The organism is Aulosira sp. FACHB-615 (genome assembly GCF_014698045.1).
Taxonomy (GTDB): Bacteria; Cyanobacteriota; Cyanobacteriia; order Cyanobacteriales; family Nostocaceae; genus Nostoc_B.
This window is the reverse complement of sequence record NZ_JACJSE010000018.1, coordinates 1-21027: the sequence shown is the minus strand read 5'-3', so window position 1 is coordinate 21027 and position 21027 is coordinate 1. Positions and strand designations below refer to the sequence as shown.

The window sequence follows — 21027 nt, the reverse complement described above, 5'->3', positions numbered from 1 at the left end:
TTACCAATTATCTCTCATAAATTGATTCCAATCTTTTACGCCTAATCTAGGCCGTCGTTTAGCTTTGGCTGTTTGATTAGTAGCAGGTTTTTCCTGTATAACTTGCTTATCTATAGAATTTACAATGTTTGGTGAATCTGCGTCAAAAGTAGTACTTACTAAAATTTTTTCTGAAGTTCTAACTTCTTCTGGCTCTTGATTTTCAGGAAACAACTCGACTACTTTTGATTTGTTAGTCTTAACCTCATGTTCTTGTTGAGCTTTTTTCCGGCGTTGTCTGCGCCTGTCTTTACGAGTTTGTTCAACATCCTCAAATCTAGATAACCGTTCATTCAAAATAGAAGAATTATCAACTTCCTTACCCTCATCACGCAGTTTTTTCTTAATGTAACTCAGTTCGCCCAGAGACATCCTTTCTCGTTCACAATCTCTAGCGTTTATAACACCAATAAACTCTCCTGGTTCACCGTTAATAGGACGAGTATAAGCCAGAACTGCTGTAATATTACGCTTGTCATATCTTAGAGAAACTTGTTTACCTTCATACTTCAATAAGCAATCTCCTTGATATACCCAACCTAAAAAGTTTACAGAACCATATTTTTCTACATTGCGTATAGCAATCTTCATTAAACAAATATCTAGTTCACGTTCATCAATAACTTGATGTTCTTCTAGTAAAAAACCTGATTTCCATCGCTCAATACGTTTTTGATTTTTCACCCTTGGATAATCATGATGGTTGTAGTGGTCTACAAAATATCTCACTAATATTTTCTCTAGCTGATCAAGCGTTATACAGGCAGTTCTTTCAGCTTCTGGAGGACGTTTTTCAACGCTAGAACCAGTGTACCCACCATATAATGACAAAATCTCTTTATTAATCTTGTCGAATATTGATTCAATTAAACCACCCGCTTGGGGAAAAGCACGCAAACGCCGTTTAAAATCCAATTGAAGTGAAATTTGTTTTAAATGTTCTGACTTAAATTCCTTTGCACGATCTGTCACTACATATTCAGGAATTCCACAAATCTCCCATGTTTTTTGAAGCTCATACTCTATTCCGTAGTCCTTTGGCAGAATTGCATGACGCAGAGCCAAACCAACTTCATGTGAGCCAGCAGGTTCAAAACCAAGATGGAAACCTGTGACACAGCCAGAGTAACTATCCATGACCAACGTGATGTATGCACGACCAATAACTTTTCTAAATTCCTCATCAACCAACAAAATATCTAATTTTGTATGGTCTATTTGCCAAATTTGGTTGCTGTGCGTGATTTCTAAAATACCTTCTGTTGTTTGAATAATTTGCCCTTCTATGGGCGAGCCAGGATGACGTACTTTTTTATTTTTTTCTTCAAGATAACAATTTATTATCTTGTAAACAGTGACATGAGAAGGATGCCTTCCTGCTATTAAATCCTCTCGCACTTGAGAATATCCTTTAAATCTCTCATTATATTTCTTATCTTTTAGCTCCTCTCCTTTAGAAGCTAAAGCTTTTAAATATCCAAAAATCTGATTGTGATTAATCCGAGAACCCTCCCTGTCTCCCCATTCATGAAGGCTCACAATAAAATCATGCCAATACTTGGAAGTTCGATATTGTCCCTTATCCTTGCGCCCAACAGCTAAAGTTGCAACTCCTACCTGTTCAACTTTCTCTACCATACGTTTAATGGTTCGAGTGCTTTTACCCAGGGCTTTGGCTGCATCTGCGATCGCATCTCTACGAGCCGCCTTGTTAGGTGCTTGACGAATAGCGTCTATCAAGTCCACCTTTTTTAGATATTCTGGAGAATCTTCGTTAACAAGCAGATGCTTTGTTTGTTTTTCATCCGTTTGTGCTGTCTCTTCAGCCTCAAATGCTGGAAAGGCTTGGCTGGTAGTCTTCCTGGGCATAAGCTGCTCCTGAAAAAAATGACATCATTTACTTTAAAAGTTTAAAGTATTTATGACATCATTTGCTTTAAAAGTGATGAGAGGATAATTTTAGAGCAAAATCGCAAAAACCTTTACCTATTCAGCACTCTGGCGATTAGCTGGCTGATTAAAAAAATGACAATAATTCTTTAAAGTGGACAATAATTATTTAATGGACATCCATTAAGGCTTCACCTTCTAAGATTACTAAGGCTGTCCTAACTGTCCTAATGGTATTTCATGCTTCGGACAATAACAAGTGGTAACTCTAGGGTCAAGTTGACTAAATTATGGGGTAAGCCTTGGTTACTACTATGACTACTAATGACAAAATCTATCAAAATGATGGCGATCCCTAGGGCTAAAAAAGCTAGTCTAGCCGCTTCTGGATATATGCTGAAAATCAAAAAGTTTAAGGTTTATCTACTCGTTAGTAGAGCGGTTGGGTTGATGAGTGTTGGCTTTCATCACTCTGCGGGTTTGTCTCAGTCACCCCAACCAAGGGTGCAATTAACTACGGAACCGCCAATTAGTCAAATTATACCTTTTGAGGCTGAAGCTAGTAAACCGCAATTACCAGTCAAGCTGACACTGCAAGTCTAAGGTTGTACCTGTTGAATTAAGTTTTGTGTTTGTTGATAGTTTACGGTGTCGCCTTGCTGACGGAAAAGTGTTGCGGCTTGCTGTAAATCCGCGATCGCGTTACGCTGATCTCCTAAAGCATATTTAGCCAGTCCGCGATTACCGTAAGCATCTGCTAAATTTGGATTCAGGCTAATTGCTTGATTAAAGTCAGCAATTGCGGCTTGGGGATTTTGTTGTTTAAAGTAAGCCAGTCCCCGATTATAGTAAGCATCTACAGACTGCGGATCAATTTTGATTGTGCTGTTAAAGTCGGCAATTGCTTTTGGTAAATTTCCCATTTGGGCATAAACTGTTCCACGACTATTATAAGCGTCTATGTGATTGGGATTAAGTTTGAGTGCTTGGTTAAAGTCGGTAATTGCGGCGCTTAAGTCTCCAATTTGCGATTTAGCTAAACCCCGCAGACAAAAACCTTCGTAAAATTTGGGATTTTGCTGTACTACTTTATCAAAATCTGCGATCGCTGCACGAAAATCGCCTTGTTCTAACTTCTGTACCCCTTGTTGATAAGATACTTGAAAACTTGTTTGATCATTTGGTGTATTTGCATAGACAAGTGTAGGTGTTGCACCAAACAAAATTGTAATTCCCAAAACTGCAATTTTTTGCTGGATATACTTCATCAACTTCACCCCTTCATATTTGCAGTAATTTTCCATATTTTAACTAATAACATTCAAATCATCCGAATTTGATAAAGATTCTCTTTCTTAAAAAATTCAACTTGCATAAAATAGCAATTTCTCATAAATTTGAATATACGCTCATATATTAAATAAACCGGGATTTCGCCAAAATGCAACATAAAATACATTCAGACCATTCCGATTGTTGCGGTCACGATCATCATGATAATCATAACCATAACCATGAGCATCATCACGATGATAATCATAACCATGACCACGACGGAGAATTTATTTTAAAAAATGAGATATATTCTCTAATTGTGATTGGTGTTTTGTATATATCTGGGCTAATTTTTGAACAACAATTACATAACACACCTTATGCAATTGGTGAATATTTAGTTTTTATTCCTGCTTACCTTTTGAGTGGTTGGACTGTGTTAAAAACAGCCGGACGCAATATCCTCAAAGGCAGAATTTTTGATGAAACATTTTTAATGACAATCGCTACACTAGGAGCTTTAGCAATTCATAAATTACCTGAAGCTGTAGGTGTGATGTTATTTTACAAAATAGGCGAATTATTTCAAGATATAGCTGTAAGCCGTTCGCGTAACTCCATCAAAGCTTTATTAGAAGTACGCCCAGATTATGCTAATCTGGAAACAGAAGGTACTATCAATAAAGTATCTCCAGAAGCCGTAAAAATTGGCGACATCGTAGTTATTAAACCAGGAGAAAAAATCCCTTTAGATGGGGAAATTATTACAGGAAATTCCCAAGTTGATACATCAGCTTTAACAGGAGAATCAGTACCACTAACCGTTAGGGTTGGCGATACAGTATTAGCTGGTTCTATCAATCAAGTTGGATTGCTCAAAATTCAAGTCACAAAACTATTTAATGAATCTTCCATCGCCAAGATTTTAGACTTGGTACAAAATGCCAGAAGTAAAAAAGCAGAAACCGAAAAATTCATTACAAAATTTGCTCGTTATTACACGCCCATAGTTGTTTTTATATCTCTAGCAGTCGCCATATTACCACCTTTACTAATTCCTGGGGCGACCTCTTCAGAATGGGTTTATCGCGCTTTGATATTATTAGTAATTTCTTGCCCCTGTGGATTGGTAATCAGTATACCTCTGGGTTATTTTGGGGGGATTGGTGGTGCAGCAAAACGCGGGATTTTGATTAAAGGTTCGATGTTTTTAGATACCTTAACTACAGTTAAAACAGTAGTATTTGATAAAACAGGAACTTTAACAAAAGGGGTGTTTAAAGTAGTTGAAATTGTGCCATTTAACGGATATAGCGAAAAAGAAATAATAGAATTAGCCGCCAAAGTAGAAGCTCATTCCAATCACCCCATCGCTCAATCAATTCGAGCAGAATATGGTGAAGATTTTGATATTTCCCAAGTGTCAAATTATGAAGAAATAGCAGGGCAAGGAATTAAGGCAAATGTAGGTAATAAACTAGTATTAGCAGGAAGCGATCGCCTACTCCATCAAGAGCAGATTACCCATCATACCTGCGACGTAGAAGGTACAGTTGTACATCTAGCGGTAGATAATATTTACGCTGGATATATTATGATTGCAGATGAGTTAAAAGCCGATGCGAAAGCAGCGATACAAGCACTCAAAAAAATCGGCGTAGAAAGAACAGTTATGTTAACAGGAGATAATCAGGCGATCGCGGCTCGAATTGCTCAAAAAATTGGCATAGACTCTTATATTGCCGAGTTATTACCAGAAGAAAAAGTTTCGGCAATTGAAAAGTTAATTAGCACTAATCCTAAACATAATAAAGTCGCTTTTATTGGTGATGGTATTAACGATGCACCTGTGATTGCTAGAGCCGATGTTGGTATGGCTATGGGTGGGTTAGGCTCAGATGCAGCAATTGAAACTGCCGATATCGTCATCATGACAGATTCACCTTCTAAGGTAGCTACAGCAATTCAAATTGCCAGAAAAACTCGCCAAATAGTTTGGCAAAATATTAGTTTTGCCTTAGCAATTAAAATTGCATTTATTGGCTTAGGAATTTTAGGTGTCGCAACCATGTGGGAAGCTGTATTTGCTGATGTTGGTGTAGCCTTACTGGCAATTTTTAACGCCACCAGAATTATGAAGTAGTCAGGGAACTGTCTGCTATAGAAGTCGTCAGTTTAACTCCTACTACTTAATAGAGAAATCAAGTGAATCTACCAATCAAAAACATCACAACTACTGTGTTAGCTTTATTAATTAGCTACTCAGCCAACCCAGCAATTGCATTACCACAAAGTAACACTCATAATTTCACCATTGCTCAATCAAAACCTTTAAACGATACTTTAATTGTGCCTGGTGAAAGAGTCGGGCTAATTACCCGCAAAACCACCAAAAAAGATTTAGTCAAGCTATTTGGTACATCGCGCTTAACTGATAAAACCATTTATGGCCCAGAAGGAATCGGTCGTTTTGCCGCTACTCAGGTAAACTTAGGCCGAGAGCGATCGCTTTTGGTAGTCTGGAGTGATAACACGCGCACTAAACCCCTAGATGTGCGTAACTTAGGTACAGCGTGGAAAACCCGCGAAGGTATTGGTATGGGTACGCCGTGGCGCGAGTTACGCCAAAAATTAGGTAACTTTAAGCTTTATGGATTGGGTTGGGACTATAGCGGTACGATTTTGCTAGACAGCAGTAAACTATCCCGCTATCAAGGTAAACTCATCCTCCGCGTAGACTCTGCGCCTAATGCTGACCAAAAATACCCCCAAGACTATCAAGCCGTCCTCGGTGACAGCACTTTTTCCTCTAGCAATTCTCACTGGAAACCTTTAGATATGAGAGTTTCTGAGATGATTGTCATACTTAACCCCAGTCAGTATTAAGGGACTTCATCATTTACGGACAAGGTGGATAAGGGAGATAAGGGAGACAAGGTGGACAAGGGGGACAAGGGAGACAAAGAAGACAAGGTGGACAAGGGGGACAAGGGAGACAAAGAAGACAAGGGAGATATAAGTCTTGTTGAGTCAGAACATTGAATGTTTATTTTTTGGAGTTTCGCTGGCACGTTAGTAGGAATGAAAATTTTATTGCTTACCGACAGAAAAAACGGAAGCTCAAGTTAATTAGTGTCTATTTATACCATTTTTGATTTTGGAAATCGCTATACTTATTTTTAGGTTCTACCTGGGAATGATGAAGTGGCTCTGCCACTTCTTTTTATTTGAGCCATATCCCATATAAAAGTCAAAAGTCTGATTTAACTTTTCACTTTTTCGCATTACCTAATCATTAGTCAAATCATCACGCCATTTATTGAGATTTTCTGGAGGTTCAGCCTCACGTACTCTTGCTAATTGCCAAGTTCCCCACATCAATGGCTTTTGTTTTTCAACATGGTTAATAAACTGCACAATAGAGTGATCTGCTTTGATGGGTGTTTTTAAGTCAAAGCGAATAGTTTGGAAAATCTTACTATCACCTTTAACAAAATGTGTACCCACAAGCTTGGCTAACCACAACGCAAATTTATTAAACAACCTGCCCAAAATTCCCCGACGTTTTTTCATCATAAAAATAGTTCGCCCTTCTGTTTTGCCCTCTGCTAACAGACGTAGAGCAAACATAATATGAAACCCTAAAAAATCAGGGCCAAGAGTGACTATGTTAGTACTGCCATACCAATAACAAATACTATAGGTAATGGGGTGTTTAGAAAAAACACGAATCAGTTTAGTGAAGTTAAAATCTCTCCTTGGGTCTGTAATTTTTGTGAAAATGATGGCATTGTGATGATATTCATGTTTGTCAAAAACAATGTCTAATCCTAGTTGATGAACTGTATTAAAGTGTTGAGCATCAATAGCATTCAACATCACCACATTCGGATGACAGTTTTTCACAAAATGAAACCCAAAAGCCACATCAAATTCATAAGCTGCTAAATCTGGAATATATGGCAATCGGTGTTGTGGTGTTTCTCCAGTCCAAATCCAAATCATTCCATATTCTTCATCTGTCGGCCAAGTTTTTAACTTAATCGGTAATGGCTCATCTAAACAAGGAATTTCTACGCAAATCCCCTGTTCATTAAATTTCCAATGATGGAAAAAACAGCGTAATTCGCTACCTTCTACTCTACCTTCTGCAAGATGAGCGCCCATGTGAGGGCAGTAAGCATCACAAATAACTACTCTTTTGTCTTGACCACGATAAACAACTAAATTTCTTCCTAAAATAGTAACAGGCTTTACCTCTCCTATTCGCAGATTTTGAGATGGCATTACCCAATACCAGCCCTCAATAAAACGCTCTGGATTATTAAAAATTTTAGGTTTACGCATCGAAATGTGATTCTGCGAGTTAACAGTTATTTGTCAACTTCACTAGAGGTGAAGCGGTTCTTCTAGAAATATCATTTAAATCAATAAAAAACAGTTATTTTGAGTACTAGGAAAAATATCATAAAAACTAGCCGAGCAATTTTTATGATATTCAAAATCAGAGATTGTTAAATTTATAGCTAACTAGTATAAGTTGGTATTTGCTAGAAGATAATAATTATCAATGTTTGCAAAAATGAAACTGCGTAAAATCCGAATCAACCTTTAGATATGCTAGATTTTATCTGTAATTTATAATTGAAATTTAGCTTTATTTTTGTTTATTATGCACATATAATGTGGTCTGACTTCTCCTTGAATATGCTGCTGGGTAAGTAATATAGAACTATGATTTTATTTCTGAAATGTACTTAGGATGTTTTATTGGCGAGAGTACGGCATCTACGCAAAGTTTTCGGTGCGTTACGGCTTACACCTAACATACCCTACTGACATTTTTTCAGAATAAAATATTATTCCTATAGGTAATTCGATTAACATCAAATTAGTAAGATGTATGTTTTAAGGTTGTTTATTTCAGAGATACTTTATCTAGCAAAGCTTAAATTATCGTTAATCTAACGCACCCAAAACTCTGTTACTCGACTGCTAATCCTGATTTAGCTGTAAAATAACATACTTAATATTTACTTTAGAAATCGACTCTCAGATGTTGGATAAATTACTATAAAATTTCTACAGACTTGACCTAACTCGTCATTAGTAGAACTGTGCAAATTCATTCTCACTCAGAATTTGATCCTAGATCAAACCAGCCTGTTGAGCAGGGGTTACGAAGAGTTTTAGAGCGCCTTGTCAGAACAATGCAGCGCGATGCTTTGATTCGGCAAACAACTCATGAATTGAGAGAATCACTCCAAGCCGATCGCGTAGTCTTATATTACTTTTATTGGCAATGGCATGGCCAAGTTACATTTGAATCCTTAAGTTCTGATAAATATTCGATTTTGGGTTCCACAGGGGCAGATAATTGTTTTACCAATGAATATGCAGCTTTATATTTAGCTGGTAGAGTGAGAGCAATCGCAGATACTAACCTTGAACCTTTACCAGCTTGTCACCGTCAGTTTCTCCACAGCATCCAGGTACGTGCCAATTTAGTAGTGCCGATTTTAGTTCCCAAAGGCTTGTGGGGGCTGCTAGTCGCGCATCAATGTCAAGCACCCCGCATTTGGTCGCAAGCAGATATCAATTTAGTGCAAACAGCAGCGAAAACCCTCGCCACCGACGGGAATATTTTAGGAAGTTAAATTAATGAATTTAATTTTGGGCAACTACTTACTGTGCTGATAGGAGAATCAACAATGAAACTGGGTTATACAATTATTTGGGTCAACGATGTCATTAAGACCGTGGAATTTTACGAAAAAGCATTCGGGCTAGTGCGTCGTACTCTCAAAGAAACAGATAAATCGATTTGGGCTGAAATGGAAACTGGCGAAACCATCTTAGCATTCTCCTCAACCAGTGAAGCTGAAACATTATTTCCGAGTGGTTTTCGCAGTCATGATCCTGCACAACCACCAGCACTAATGCAACTTTCATTTGTCACACCGGATGTTGGCACAGCTTATATGAAAGCGATAGGTGCAGGGGCAAAACCCTTAGATGCACCTAAAGCCATACCAGGAGGACAGACAGTTGCGCGTGTGCGCGATTTGAATGGTGTGCTGGTGTCGTTAGTGAGTGCTTGAAGAGGGCAGGGGAATTTTTACTCAGCACTCAGCACTCTAATTGAGTTTTCCAGTTAGCTAAGTCTGCCAAAGAGCGATCGCGGTAACGTCCATAACGCTCTGGCTTACTTTTAATTTTCACACCTAAATCTGGCAAAATTCCAAAATTAGGCGGCATTGGTTGAAAATGTTTCGGTGAAGCTGAACTAATAAACTCTAATAACGCCCCCAACATGGTTGTAGGCGGTAAAATCAACGGTTCTTTGCCCAAAGCCAACCGGGCGGCATTAGTTCCCGCCAACCAACCACCAGCCGCCGCCGCCGTGTAACCTTCCGTACCAATTAACTGTCCAGCCGCTAGTAATGTGGGACGTTGTTTAAATTGCAAAGTAGGCTGCATTAGTTGGGGCGCATTAATAAAAGTGTTGCGGTGCATGACTCCCAACCGCACAAATTCTGCTTTTTCCAAACCTGGAATCAATTGAAAAACTCGCTTTTGTTCACCCCAACGCAGATTAGTTTGGAAACCTACCATATTCCACAGTTGCCCAGCTTTATCTTCTTGACGCAACTGCACCACAGCATAGGGACGTTCCTCAGTCCGGCTATCAGATAAACCGACTGGTTTTAAGGGGCCGTAACGCATTGTATCTTCGCCCCGTTGTGCTAATTCTTCAATTGGTAAACAAGCTTCAAAAAACTTGGCTGTTTCCCGTTCAAAATCTTTCAATTCTGTTTGTTCTGCTTGACACAAAGCTTGCCAAAACTGCAAATACTGTTCTTTATTCATCGGGCAGTTGAGATAGGCGGCTTCACCTTTGTCATAGCGCGATGCCATAAAAGCAACATCACGGTTAATCGATTCACCAACAATAATGGGACTAGCCGCATCAAAAAAGCTCATGTACTCCATTCCCGTGAAGCGGTGCAAGTCTTCTGCCAATTCAGGACTAGTTAACGGCCCTGTTGCTAACACCACAATACCTTCAGGAATAGCCTTGACTTCACCGCGCCGAAATTCTACTAAAGGATGGTTCGATAAAGTTGCGGTTAAATCTTGACTAAATTGGCCTCTGTCCACAGCCAACGCCCCACCCGCCGGCACTGCATGTTCATCAGCTTTAGATATGACAATAGAATTTAATTGTCGCAGTTCTTCGTGCAGCAATCCCGCCGCGCGATCGCTTGCCATCGCCCCAAAGGAATTACTACATACTAACTCTGCCAAATGTTCTGTGTGATGGGCAGGACTGAAGCGTTGAGGGCGCATTTCATGGAAAATGACAGGTACTCCAGCTTGAGCAATTTGCCATGCTGCTTCTGTTCCAGCTAGTCCACCTCCAATTACTTGTATCGGTTGTTGTTCCATAATCATCTGCGTCCGTCTGCGTTTATCTGCGGTTAATTACCACTGTAATGTATTAGTTCATCACATAGAGTTCAGGATGTGTTATTGGTAATTCCCAAGACGCAGGAATCGTGTATGTCCCAGCCGGATAAGGTGAAACCCAGGAATTAGGGTGATGTCCGGGTAAGACAATTTTGACTTTACTCTCTGATACCCACAGCACATTGTAAATATAACCACGGAAGTAGATTTGCTTACCGCTAATCAAATCATCCTTGCTTGCTTGCTTCATTACCATCTTGTTCGTACTGTTCCCACTGCTGGATTGTTTCGTCAATTTCCTCTGGGGTTGCTTCTCTTATTTCTCCTGAGTCTTCCTCAGTTACCCAGTCATTATCTTCTGGATCAATATAGGTGCGTGGTGACATTTATAAACTGAAATTATCTCTAAAATACGCCAGTAAAATAAAAATATGGCGATCGCACCCAACTCATGCGATCGCCATCACAAAAATACATAAATTTTATTTACCCTTTAAAAACCAACTGAATTATTAAGGTAAAGTCGGTTCCGAAAAGCTGAGGGGGTTGTTGACTTCAGCTTTGGGTGATTCATCAACTACGCTGGTGGTTTGTTTATCACATTTTGCCGTGCTGTCATCGGTTTCACTAAACTTCCCAGGACGGAGGGCGACTAATGCAGTTTTAACAATTACAGCCGTAGGTACAGCGACAATTACACCCAACAATCCGCCAATTCTGGCACCAGTCAAGACAGAAATTAGTATCCACACTGGATTTAAGCCAGTAAAACTGCCCAAGATGCGCGGCGCAATTAAATTTTCTAAAATTTGCTGCACAATTACAGCTGCGAGTAACACTCTGGTTCCCATCCAAAAGTCTTGCAACGCCACCAATGAAGTCGTGAGAATAATCCCCACAGAACCGCCAAAGGGGACAAGCGCCATAATCCCGATTGTCAAGCCAAATAACAACCCAAATGGCACCTTGAGCCATAAAAAGGCAGGAATTAAGGCGGATGCCATACAGGTAGATAAAATTAGCTGGGTGATAAAAAAGTTTTGGAAACTGAGGCGGACTGTTTGGGAGAAAGGTTCCCGAAATCGGCTGGGTAGCCATTCTACTAAACTTTGCCAGAGTTCATCACCGTGCTGCAAAAGATAAAAAGTCAAAACCATCGTCAGCAGAAAATCGAGCAAGCTGGTGAAGGTGACAACAGCCAAGTTGAGGACTTGTCCCGCGATCGCTTGTAATTGTCCCTTGACGCGATCGTTGATTTGGACTACAAGTGCATCAAGGTTAATTGGTAAGCCGAGGAGTTCTGCTTTTTCGTTTAACATCATCAACTGCGATCGCCCAGAGTCAATTAACTCTGGTATACGCGCCACCAGTTGTTGCGCTTGGGTGAGGGCCAGGGGAAACAGAGTCACGCCCAATGCTAACAAAATTGATAATGCTAGTAAAAACACCAGCACAGCAACTTGCTCTCGCTTTGCCCCGTGGCGTTCCATCCAGCTAACAGGGTAGTTGAGGAGAAATGCCAGTACTGAGGCTCCGACTAAAATAACTATTAGAGAATGGAAATAATCAAAAATTGCGGAAATTGCCCACCCATTGAGGACTAGCACTGGTGCGAATAGAGCGATCGCTCCGATTCGCGCTATTGGTGTTAGGGTCTGCCACCAGTCGATTAGCTTGCGTGTCTGCATCTTTAGCCGCTTGCGAGATAAAACTAAATAAAATCTTTCTCTAAAGCCTATTATCTCTAACTACATTACAGTCTTTCATCCCTCTAGTTTAGGATTAGACTCAGCCAAATGGAAAATTTTGACCCAATTCATGATTCTTTCGGGAGAGAGGACAGGGATCACCCTACCTCACCTGAGATTTTTAGTCAAAACTCCCGCCCCAATAAAATAAATTTAGTGATTTATGTTATTCCCGTGATTGGGGTGCTGCCATCTCTGTGGACTCTCTACCGTCGTCAAGGAAGTCGGGAACAACTAATAGTTAGCCGCCAGTCTGTTACTATGACATTTGCTTGGCTTTTAGCTTATCTCTTATTAGCAACTGGATCAGCATCTTCGGAATTTTTTGCCTTGCGTTTATTAATACTCAATAGCTTTCTGACATCTGGTTATTTTTTAGTGAGTATTTGGCTAATTTTTCGGATTATTCGCGGTCAATCTAGTCGTTTACCAGGGTTGAGCTACCTAGCCGAGCGAGTCTTGGGCAAGTATTTATCGTGATGCTGTTTTGTCAATCTCTAGACGGTATTTTTACTGAATTTTTATCTAATTACAAATTATCTTCTAGCGGATCTAGTCAAAGTGACTTATTGTTGTCATACTTCAATAAAACATATCAGGATTTGCCCCAAAAAATAAAAATCCTGCTATAAGTGTTGTGGTTGACATAATAGCGAAAAGTCAACATGGTTAATTAAGAGTTAACTACTATGAGTTGATTATTTGCATACTGATAATCTGCAAATTTACCGAATTTAATCAGCAAGTGTGAGGAAGTCTGTGACCATTCAAAGAACTTCGGCGGAAGAAAACCACTCAAAAACCCCCAATATGAAGGGTAGAAAGTCGATAAACCCTAAATCGGGACGTTGGTTGTGGTTCTGGGTGGGGATGAGCGGCATTGCAATGGTATCAGCAATGGCTGGTGCTTTATTGGCAGTTTCTTTGACTAGAACGCCATTGCAGCAAGCCGATCTCAGTCCCCAAGAAGAAGCCGTCTTTGACAGCGATGCGATCGCCGGTGGTGGGTTGCGCTTTTCTGAATTAACTCGTCCGGTGAATCTTTTAGTCATGGGGATGAGCGTACTACCCCCCGATGTTCAAAATCCTCCCGAAGAAGCTAAAAACCTCCGCTACTTGCCCCAAGTCAACTCTTTTGATGGTCTTTCGGATGTGATGCTATTGGTCAAATTTGACCCACAGACCAAAAAAATAGTCATGCTTTCGATTCCCAGAGATACTCGCACAGAAATCGAAGGCTATGGCACAAGAAAAATTAACGCCGCCAATGTGGAAGGCGGCCCGGCTTTAACAGCCAAAACCGTCAGCAATCTCTTGGGTGGTGTTGGTATTGACCGCTACATTCGGATTAATGTTTTGGGAGTTGCTAAACTCATTGATGCTTTGGGTGGCGTTACAGTCTATGTTCCCAAAGACATGAAATACAAAGATGAATCTCAACATCTATATATTAATTTAAAAGCGGGTAAGCAACATCTCAACGGCGACCAAGCACTACAATTGCTGCGTTTTCGTCATGATGAATTAGGTGATATTGGTCGGATTCAACGCCAGCAAATGGTCATCCGAGCTTTAACTGATCAAAGCCTCAACCCTGCAACCTTAGCGCAATTACCCAAAGTTCTGAATGTCGTCAAAGAACACATTGACACTAACTTAACGGTAGAAGAATTAGTTGCTTTATTAGGCTTTGGTGTGCGGACTAATCGCTCCAACATGGAGATGTTAATGCTGCCAGGACGCTTTAGCGAGAAAGGCGAGTATGATGCCAGCTATTGGTTGCCTAGCAAAAATGGCATTGCCAAGCTTATGGCTAAACAATTCGGCTTAGAATCAGAGGCTGAAAATACTGAGCCACAAGCGAGTGATCCTGGTTCTGTGCGCGTTGCCATTCAAGATAGCACAGGAAGCGATCGCGCCGCCCTACGTCCTTTAATTCGCGCTTTAGAAAGGGCTGGTTATCGGAATGTTTATATCGCCAAGCCTTGGACTGAACCATTAGAAGTCACCCACATTGTTGCTCAACAAGGAGATGGCAGTAGTGCGGAATCAATACGGGATCTTCTAGGAATTGGCGAAGTCCGTGTCGAAAGCACTGGTAGCCTATATTCTGATGTCAGCATTCAAGTAGGCAAAGATTGGCTACAACATCAAATGCCTTTGAATGATTCGTCGACTCAATCTTATTAGCAATTAATTAAATCACAGACTTTTTCAACAGCAGAGGAAAATGGATTCACCTTTCCCCTGCTGTTTTTTATTCAAGACTCACGCACAAAGATTATCTGTGGAGATTAGGTGTAAGGATTTTGAATAAATACACCCTATACCCCTATACCCTCGCCAAAACCATTGATTTTTCGTTTTGATGCGTAATACCAATTTTATGTAAAGCTGCACAGTATTTTACCCCTCCCTAACCCTCCTTTCAAGGGCAGGCTTTTTTTATTAGACAAATTTTTGGGCTTTTAAAACCAAAATTATTGTCTGAACAGTTAAAACTACGTTTCATAATTGAGAATATTCTCAACTATTTATCGAAGGTTTAAAAACCTGCCCTTGAAAGCCCTAACCCTCCCCTTATAAAGGGGAGGGAACTAGATTGTCTTATTTCCCCCCTTTCCAAGGGGGGATTAAGGGGGGTAATTGATTTTTATATGCGTCTTCATATTAAATTGGTATAAGTCCTAGTTAAGAATGAGTGTAAGGGTGAAAGAGTATGAAGTGTAAGGGTTTTGAGCAAGTACATCCCTATCCCTTTTGATCTATTTCAGGAACGTGAAGGAGTTTACAACTTGTTGATATGCTCGTCTGTAAACAGCATCATTGTTACCGTAACCAGTTTTGGATAATGACACAACAATAATTCGAGAATCTTTAGGACTAATAAAAGCAACGTGTTCGTTTTCGTATAACCCACTAGAATAAAATTTTACGCCCGTTTGTCCGGCAATTTTCGCAGATTTAAAGTCACGGGTTGCGGAAAACTGGTTACTCTGTTTTATCCACTGCTGCAAAGAGAATTTACGGGGATTATTGTATACAGCAACTTGAACATTAGCAGGATATTCTGTACCACCTGCATAAGCTCCAGCGCGAATTTTTTGGGCGTGTTGTTTAGTCCAGATGTCAATAGCTGCGAGAGGCTCACCAACATTATTTTTCGGAGTTGATATCTTGTTATCTATGACAAAATCTTTGTTGGAGTAACCAAAGCGAAAACGAAAGCGATCGCTGCGGTAAACTCCTGAAGCTTGTGCTAATGTCACTATTGGTTTTGCGATCGCTTGGTTAGTTACAGAAGCATTAACTGGAACTTGGTAAGCAATTGTTCCTGCTGCGACTAAACTCATCAAAATTGGTGACAAAATCCATTGCTGAATTTGCTTGTTGTGAATTTGCATAATTCACTCCTGGGAAACTGATCTTTTAAACTATCCAGAAATAATAGCTCCAACTTTTCCACAACAATTTCCGCAATTTATAGCAGGTTATACCATTTTGGATTTTAGATTTTGCGAAAAGTTGCGTGGGCGGGTTCCCCGACTTGAGCAAACTTTTCAAGACAGATTTTGGATTGAGACAGGCTTTACTGGTAATACCATTTCACTTTAAAAATGATACGGATATGCAAGTAGCGCCTCGACTTCGCTCGGCGACCAGAAGCAGAGTTGCAGAGGAAGCGATTTCTATCAGTAATTTCGTGAAATGGTATAAGCTTTTGGGCAATTCATTTGTCGCAATCATTTTTAAATTTGGTATGACAAGTTCTGACTTCTGCTCCAAAACAACTTCAAACGCCCAGACTGATACAGCCTGGGCGTTTGAATAATAGGTTGCAGAGAAACTTCTGCGAAGTAATTAAATTAAGCAGGCATCATGTTCATAGAACGGCAGGCTTCGGCGCATTTACGGCAAGCTGCGGCACATTCCATCATTTTGGCATCATCGCTCATTTTTTCACAAGTCATGGCACAGCGATCGCACATCTCAGCACACAACATACAAGTGCGTCCCATAAATTCGGAACCACCCATCATCATGTTCATACACATCATGCACATCTCAGAGCAATCACGCATCATGCCCATCATAGCCATATCCATGTACATACCGCCTTTACTCATGCAGTAAGTCATAGTTTCCATGCACATTTTCTGACATTCCATGCAAGCGTTCATACAGGTTTGCATTTCCGCAGTCATGGATTCAGTCATCATCATCATCATCATAAGAAAAATCTCCTGATTTTTTGATGCTTTTATCGCGTCCTTTGCCGGACTTACCTACAACATTAATCTGATATTTTTCAGGGGTCAATAGACGTTTTTATCATTTTTTGAAGACATTAATTCCGATAAATTTACCGGAATTACTCAACAATAACCCCTAAAATAGTGATGTTTATTCGCAAATAATTAATCTATTCAGCTTTTAAACTACGGTATTAGGCTGGAGATTCTTTCGCGGCGGCAAAGCCTAGCTGTAAAGTCAGTCTAGAGCGATGTTACAGACCTCAATAATGTTATATTTCTTTAACAAGCAATTAAAAAGTAATTTAAACTTAATACGAAATCTTGGGGAAATTTCATTTATCTAAAGATAGATTTCTAGTAATTCACAGATATCTAGATTTATTCAATAATCAACGCTAGTTTCTATGCTTGATAAATCAAAAATCTCTAATAAAATGCTCTTTCCTACTTCTGTAAGGGCGGGTTGATGAAGAATTTTATGTACAGATTGATTGAGTAAACCCGCCCCTACCTACTCCCAGCCTTTACAGATAATTTCAACAATTTACCCTGTCTACCTTGTCGAACTCAGTATCATCGCCACTGGGCAATTTGTACAAAATTGAGTCAACTCCAGAAAAATCTAAAAATTGATAAAATTAAAGTATTACAGGGAACTACCATCTTTCCAAAAACTAGGGCTGTTAGTTTAGCCAAAACTTTGGGAATTATCAAAATACTAGTCTCATAGATATTGTCTGCCAGATCAATCACATCTGACGGAATTTGGTCTCATCCACGAAAATTCCGCATGACAGCTGAGTTTTCGCTATCGTATCTTCAGCAAAGAACATGGCCAGAAAAAGCACTATATTTGTTTACGCCCAAATTCCATCAAACCGAGGATTGGCAAAGACAGGGGTAAAGCAGGATGACGCTTGCTCAACAAGCGATTAAACTGTGGGTAATGTCAATCCTTGTATAGCTTTGAGCTATACATAAATAAAACTAATGACATTGTTAATTATTCCTAAAGTCTAATTCTTGCTATAAAAAAACTACTTATGACAGTGCATCAACGTGGTGTTGGGGAGACCGCTGATTTAATTATTGGTGTTCACAACCAAGAAAATCAACAATTACAACCCAATTCAGCTCCTGTGGGTGCCCTTGCCAGAAGAAAAGGAACTATTTCTACTTTTCTGGCTCCTTTGACTCAGGACACTTTTAAACAAGTGGTGACTGAAGTTGAGCATAAGTTACAGATTGTACATCAAACCCTGTCAATGCTAGATTCTCATGGGTTTGAGACAATCCTGCAAGAAATGTTGCAGTCAATTACCTTAAAAACTGGGGAATTATTAGGAGCAGACCGGACGACTATATTTTTGTTAGATGAAGAAAAACAAGAATTATGGTCAATTGTAGCGGCGGGAGAAGGCGATCGCTCCTTAGAAATTCGCATCCCAGCCGATAAAGGCATTGCGGGTGAAGTCGCCACCCTCAAACAAGTAGTTAATATTCCGTTTGATTTTTATAGTGACCCCCGGTCAATCTTTGCCCAAGCCCAAGAAAAAGTGACCGGCTACCGTACCTATACAATGCTGGCTTTGCCACTGTTAAATGAACAAGGGCAGTTAGTAGCAGTAGTGCAGTTACTGAACAAATTAAAGTCTATCCACGATATCAACGCCCCATTAGCAGAGCGAATTGATACAGTAGGTTTTACACGCAGTGACGAACAGTTATTTCAAGAATTTGCGCCATCAATTCGCCTGATTTTAGAATCTTCACGCTCTTTTTACATGGCGACGCAAAAACAAAGGGCGGCGGCGGCGTTGATGAAAGCCATCAAATCTTTGAGCCAAAGCAGTCTGGATTTAGAAGATACCCTGAAGCGGGTAATGGACGAAGCCAAGGAACTGATGAACGCCGATCGCAGTACCTTGTGGTTAATTGATCGCGATCGTCATGAATTATGGACGAAAATTACTCAAGATGATGGGACAAAAAGAGAATTACGTGTACCCATCGGTAAAGGTTTTGCGGGGATAGTGGCTGCATCTGGCAAAACCCTAAATATTCCCTTTGATTTGTACGATAATCCCGACTCAGAAACAGCCAAAAAACTTGACCAACAAAATGGCTACCGTACCTGTAGCTTATTGTGTATGCCAGTGTTTAACGCCGATCAACAATTGATTGGTGTTACACAGTTGGTCAATAAAAAGAAATCGGGTGAATTTCCGCCCTATAATCCTGCAACTTGGCCAAAAGCGCCAGAATGCTTCCAAGCCAGCTTCGACCGCAACGACGAAGATTTTATGGAAGCTTTTAATATTCAAGCGGGGGTGGCGCTGCAAAATGCTCAATTGTTTGCCACAGTTAAGCAACAAGAACAAATGCAGCGAGATATTTTGCGGAGTCTTTCTAATGGTGTTATTTCTACCGATAAATCAGGTTGTATTATTGCTGCCAATGAAAGTGCGAAACGCTTGCTAGGTGTAGAAGCCGAAGAACGTTTAGAAGGGAAATCAATTGATGAAGCGATCGCAATTAAAGAAGGCGACTTTAGCAAATGGTTTCAAGACGCTCTACACGGAGATGATATCAAACGCCGTCAGCAATATTATCCAGACCGCACGCTCATCAGCACTGGTACAGAACAAGAACAACACAGTATTAATTTATCAATTAACTCCATAGCCGATGTCAACGACCAACAGCAAGTCCGGGGTGCGTTGGTGGTGATGGAAGACATTAGCGATGAGAAACGCCTCAAGAGTACTATGTACCGCTACATGACTCAGGAATTGGCGGAAGAATTACTCAAGTTAGATGATGCCAAATTAGGAGGCGATCGCAAAGAAGTTTCCATCTTGTTCTCGGATATTCGCGGCTACACCACTTTGACAGAAAACCTAGAAGCAGAAGAAGTGGTGAGTATGCTAAATGAATATTTTGAATCAATGGTAGAAGCGGTTTTTAAACATAAAGGCACTCTCGATAAATACATCGGTGATGCCATTATGGCCGTGTTTGGTTCACCTCTACCTTTAGAAGAACATGCTTGGATGGCGGTACAAACATCCATAGAAATGCGTCATCGCTTGCACGAATTTAACCAACGTCGTTACGCTGCGAATAAACCAAGAATTAATATTGGCATTGGCATTAATTCCGATACTGTGATTAGTGGCAATATCGGTTCAAGTAAGCGGATGGAATTTACCGCCATTGGTGATGGTGTTAACCTGGGTTCTCGCTTAGAAAGCGTCAGCAAACAATATGGTTGCGATATTATTCTGAGTGACAATACATTTAAACCCTGCCAAGAATATATTTGGGCGAGAGAATTAGATTACATTCGTGTCAAAGGTAGAAACGAACCAGTATCTATCTATGAATTAGTTGGTTTACGTTCTGACCCAATTCCCAGTGAAAAATTGCAAGTTATCGAACACTATCACAAAGGACGTGAGTATTATCTCAAGCGTCAGTTTACTTATGCGAGGGCTGAATTTGCCAAGGTTTTAGCATTTGACAACCAAGATAAAGCAGCAATGTTACATCTTTTGCGTTGTCAGCATTGGCTACAATCACCCCCAACTGATTTCGATTGGGATGACGGCGTTTGGACGTTTAATGAAAAGTAAAATTATTTGTGTAATATGAGCAGATGCAATTTATAGGAATAAGGTTTGATTCCTGAATTTGTGTAGGTAGGGAGTAGGGAATGGGGAGTAGGGAGTAGGAAAGAAGTCTGATCTGGGTGTACTGTAGCTGTTGTTCTCCTTGTTGTAAGCCTTGTTGTCTAGCGCGTTCTCTGTCTTCCTGATACAGTGGTGCTAATCTCATCACTAACTCCCGATCATCTGTTTCGATATTTTAGATATCTGATGGCGATCGCTAGTAAATTAAACATAAATTATCAAGCTTATTTATTAATTGATGACGATTTTTTAGCTTGAGCAGCAAGAAGCCTCACACTTACCGCGATAGCGGAAGTGTTGAGATGAATTGCGCGTGAGTTGACGACAGTTCTGCGACCAAATTCTTCCGCAGGAAGAACAGGGAGCAGAACATGGAGGAAACGAACAAATCTTATGTTATACTCTTTTATAGCAAACGTAGTTCACTCTAATATGTTAAGAGTCGTCAAAGTCAGGTTATATCCAGATGTCCAACAACAGCAGTCACGCTTCGCAAGCTTTTGGCAGTTGTCGTTGGCTTTGGAATTATTGTCTGAACTTGATGAACCAAACATACAAGGAGACTGGTAAGGGGTTATCTGGATATGAAGTTAAAAAGATAATTCCCCAATTAAAGAAAGAGTATGATTGGTTGTCACTAACTTACTCACAATGTTT

At 40.1% G+C, this 21027-nt stretch carries 19 protein-coding genes; 10 read left to right on the top strand and 9 right to left on the bottom strand.

What is annotated here, in order from left to right; translation table 11 throughout:
* Positions 1 to 1908 carry a Mu transposase C-terminal domain-containing protein gene (locus H6G77_RS23400; protein WP_190872861.1) on the bottom strand — a complete coding sequence of 636 codons (1908 nt, stop codon included), beginning with the start codon at positions 1906 to 1908 and terminating at the stop codon, positions 1 to 3.
* A 345-nt stretch (positions 1909 to 2253) separates the two neighbouring features.
* On the opposite strand from H6G77_RS23400, the gene H6G77_RS23395 reads away from it, so the two are divergent.
* Complete coding sequence (locus H6G77_RS23395) at positions 2254 to 2532, top strand: hypothetical protein (protein ID WP_206758061.1); 279 nt, start codon at positions 2254 to 2256, stop codon at positions 2530 to 2532.
* Here the strand turns inward: H6G77_RS23395 and H6G77_RS23390 are convergent.
* Positions 2529 to 3197 (bottom strand): tetratricopeptide repeat protein, encoded by a 669-nt coding sequence (locus H6G77_RS23390; protein WP_190872900.1) that lies wholly within the window; start codon positions 3195 to 3197, stop codon positions 2529 to 2531. The two genes, H6G77_RS23395 and H6G77_RS23390, sit on opposite strands and share 4 nt — an antisense overlap.
* A gap of 173 nt (positions 3198 to 3370) precedes the next feature.
* On the opposite strand from H6G77_RS23390, the gene H6G77_RS23385 reads away from it, so the two are divergent.
* Both H6G77_RS23385 and H6G77_RS23380 read left to right on the top strand, forming a co-directional pair.
* Complete coding sequence (locus tag H6G77_RS23385; RefSeq protein WP_190872859.1) at positions 3371 to 5347, top strand: heavy metal translocating P-type ATPase; 1977 nt, start codon at positions 3371 to 3373, stop codon at positions 5345 to 5347.
* Between the two features lie 62 nt (positions 5348 to 5409).
* A complete protein-coding gene (locus tag H6G77_RS23380) occupies positions 5410 to 6090 on the top strand; it encodes a hypothetical protein (RefSeq protein WP_190872858.1) in 681 nt (226 codons plus the stop codon).
* A gap of 402 nt (positions 6091 to 6492) precedes the next feature.
* Here H6G77_RS23380 and H6G77_RS23375 read toward each other — a convergent pair whose 3' ends face one another.
* Positions 6493 to 7581 (bottom strand): Rieske 2Fe-2S domain-containing protein, encoded by a 1089-nt coding sequence (locus H6G77_RS23375; RefSeq protein ID WP_190591888.1) that lies wholly within the window; start codon positions 7579 to 7581, stop codon positions 6493 to 6495.
* Between the two features lie 740 nt (positions 7582 to 8321).
* Here H6G77_RS23375 and H6G77_RS23370 point away from each other — a divergent pair.
* Positions 8322 to 8861, top strand: a complete 540-nt coding sequence (locus H6G77_RS23370) for a GAF domain-containing protein (protein ID WP_190591851.1) — start codon at positions 8322 to 8324, stop codon at positions 8859 to 8861.
* A gap of 54 nt (positions 8862 to 8915) precedes the next feature.
* Complete coding sequence (locus H6G77_RS23365; protein WP_190872857.1) at positions 8916 to 9305, top strand: VOC family protein; 390 nt, start codon at positions 8916 to 8918, stop codon at positions 9303 to 9305.
* A gap of 28 nt (positions 9306 to 9333) precedes the next feature.
* Here the strand turns inward: H6G77_RS23365 and trmFO are convergent, their stop codons facing one another.
* The 4 genes from trmFO to H6G77_RS23345 form a co-directional block, all read right to left on the bottom strand.
* Positions 9334 to 10653, bottom strand: coding sequence for an FADH(2)-oxidizing methylenetetrahydrofolate--tRNA-(uracil(54)-C(5))-methyltransferase TrmFO (gene trmFO / locus H6G77_RS23360; RefSeq protein WP_190872856.1), 1320 nt, complete (start codon positions 10651 to 10653; stop codon positions 9334 to 9336).
* Positions 10654 to 10705: 52 nt separating this feature from the next.
* Positions 10706 to 10924 carry a hypothetical protein gene (locus H6G77_RS23355; RefSeq protein WP_190591854.1) on the bottom strand — a complete coding sequence of 73 codons (219 nt, stop codon included), beginning with the start codon at positions 10922 to 10924 and terminating at the stop codon, positions 10706 to 10708.
* Entirely contained in the window at positions 10902 to 11060 is a 159-nt protein-coding gene (locus H6G77_RS23350) for a hypothetical protein (RefSeq protein ID WP_190591855.1), read from the bottom strand. Before H6G77_RS23350 ends, H6G77_RS23355 begins: the two co-directional genes overlap by 23 nt.
* 126 nt (positions 11061 to 11186) lie before the next feature.
* Entirely contained in the window at positions 11187 to 12362 is a 1176-nt protein-coding gene (locus tag H6G77_RS23345; protein WP_190674086.1) for an AI-2E family transporter, read from the bottom strand.
* A gap of 108 nt (positions 12363 to 12470) precedes the next feature.
* On the opposite strand from H6G77_RS23345, the gene H6G77_RS23340 reads away from it, so the two are divergent.
* Positions 12471 to 12902, top strand: a complete 432-nt coding sequence (locus H6G77_RS23340; protein WP_190591857.1) for a hypothetical protein — start codon at positions 12471 to 12473, stop codon at positions 12900 to 12902.
* Positions 12903 to 13181: 279 nt separating this feature from the next.
* Positions 13182 to 14612 carry an LCP family protein gene (locus H6G77_RS23335; protein ID WP_190591858.1) on the top strand — a complete coding sequence of 477 codons (1431 nt, stop codon included), beginning with the start codon at positions 13182 to 13184 and terminating at the stop codon, positions 14610 to 14612.
* Between the two features lie 575 nt (positions 14613 to 15187).
* On the opposite strand, the gene H6G77_RS23330 is transcribed toward H6G77_RS23335, so the two are convergent.
* Together H6G77_RS23330 and H6G77_RS35845 are read right to left on the bottom strand one after the other, a co-directional pair.
* Positions 15188 to 15826, bottom strand: a complete 639-nt coding sequence (locus tag H6G77_RS23330) for a hypothetical protein (protein WP_190591859.1) — start codon at positions 15824 to 15826, stop codon at positions 15188 to 15190.
* Positions 15827 to 16288: 462 nt separating this feature from the next.
* A complete protein-coding gene (locus tag H6G77_RS35845; protein ID WP_242048189.1) occupies positions 16289 to 16651 on the bottom strand; it encodes a four-helix bundle copper-binding protein in 363 nt (120 codons plus the stop codon).
* 1070 nt (positions 16652 to 17721) lie between these two features.
* Between H6G77_RS35845 and H6G77_RS23320 the strand changes: the two genes are divergently transcribed.
* The 3 genes from H6G77_RS23320 to H6G77_RS23315 form a co-directional block, all read left to right on the top strand.
* Complete coding sequence (locus tag H6G77_RS23320; RefSeq protein WP_190591861.1) at positions 17722 to 20313, top strand: GAF domain-containing protein; 2592 nt, start codon at positions 17722 to 17724, stop codon at positions 20311 to 20313.
* A 186-nt stretch (positions 20314 to 20499) separates the two neighbouring features.
* A complete protein-coding gene (locus H6G77_RS36315) occupies positions 20500 to 20628 on the top strand; it encodes a hypothetical protein (protein WP_277880647.1) in 129 nt (42 codons plus the stop codon).
* Between the two features lie 208 nt (positions 20629 to 20836).
* Positions 20837 to 21027, top strand: a 191-nt coding sequence (locus H6G77_RS23315) for a helix-turn-helix domain-containing protein (RefSeq protein ID WP_242049290.1), incomplete at its 3' end; no start/stop codon positions are given.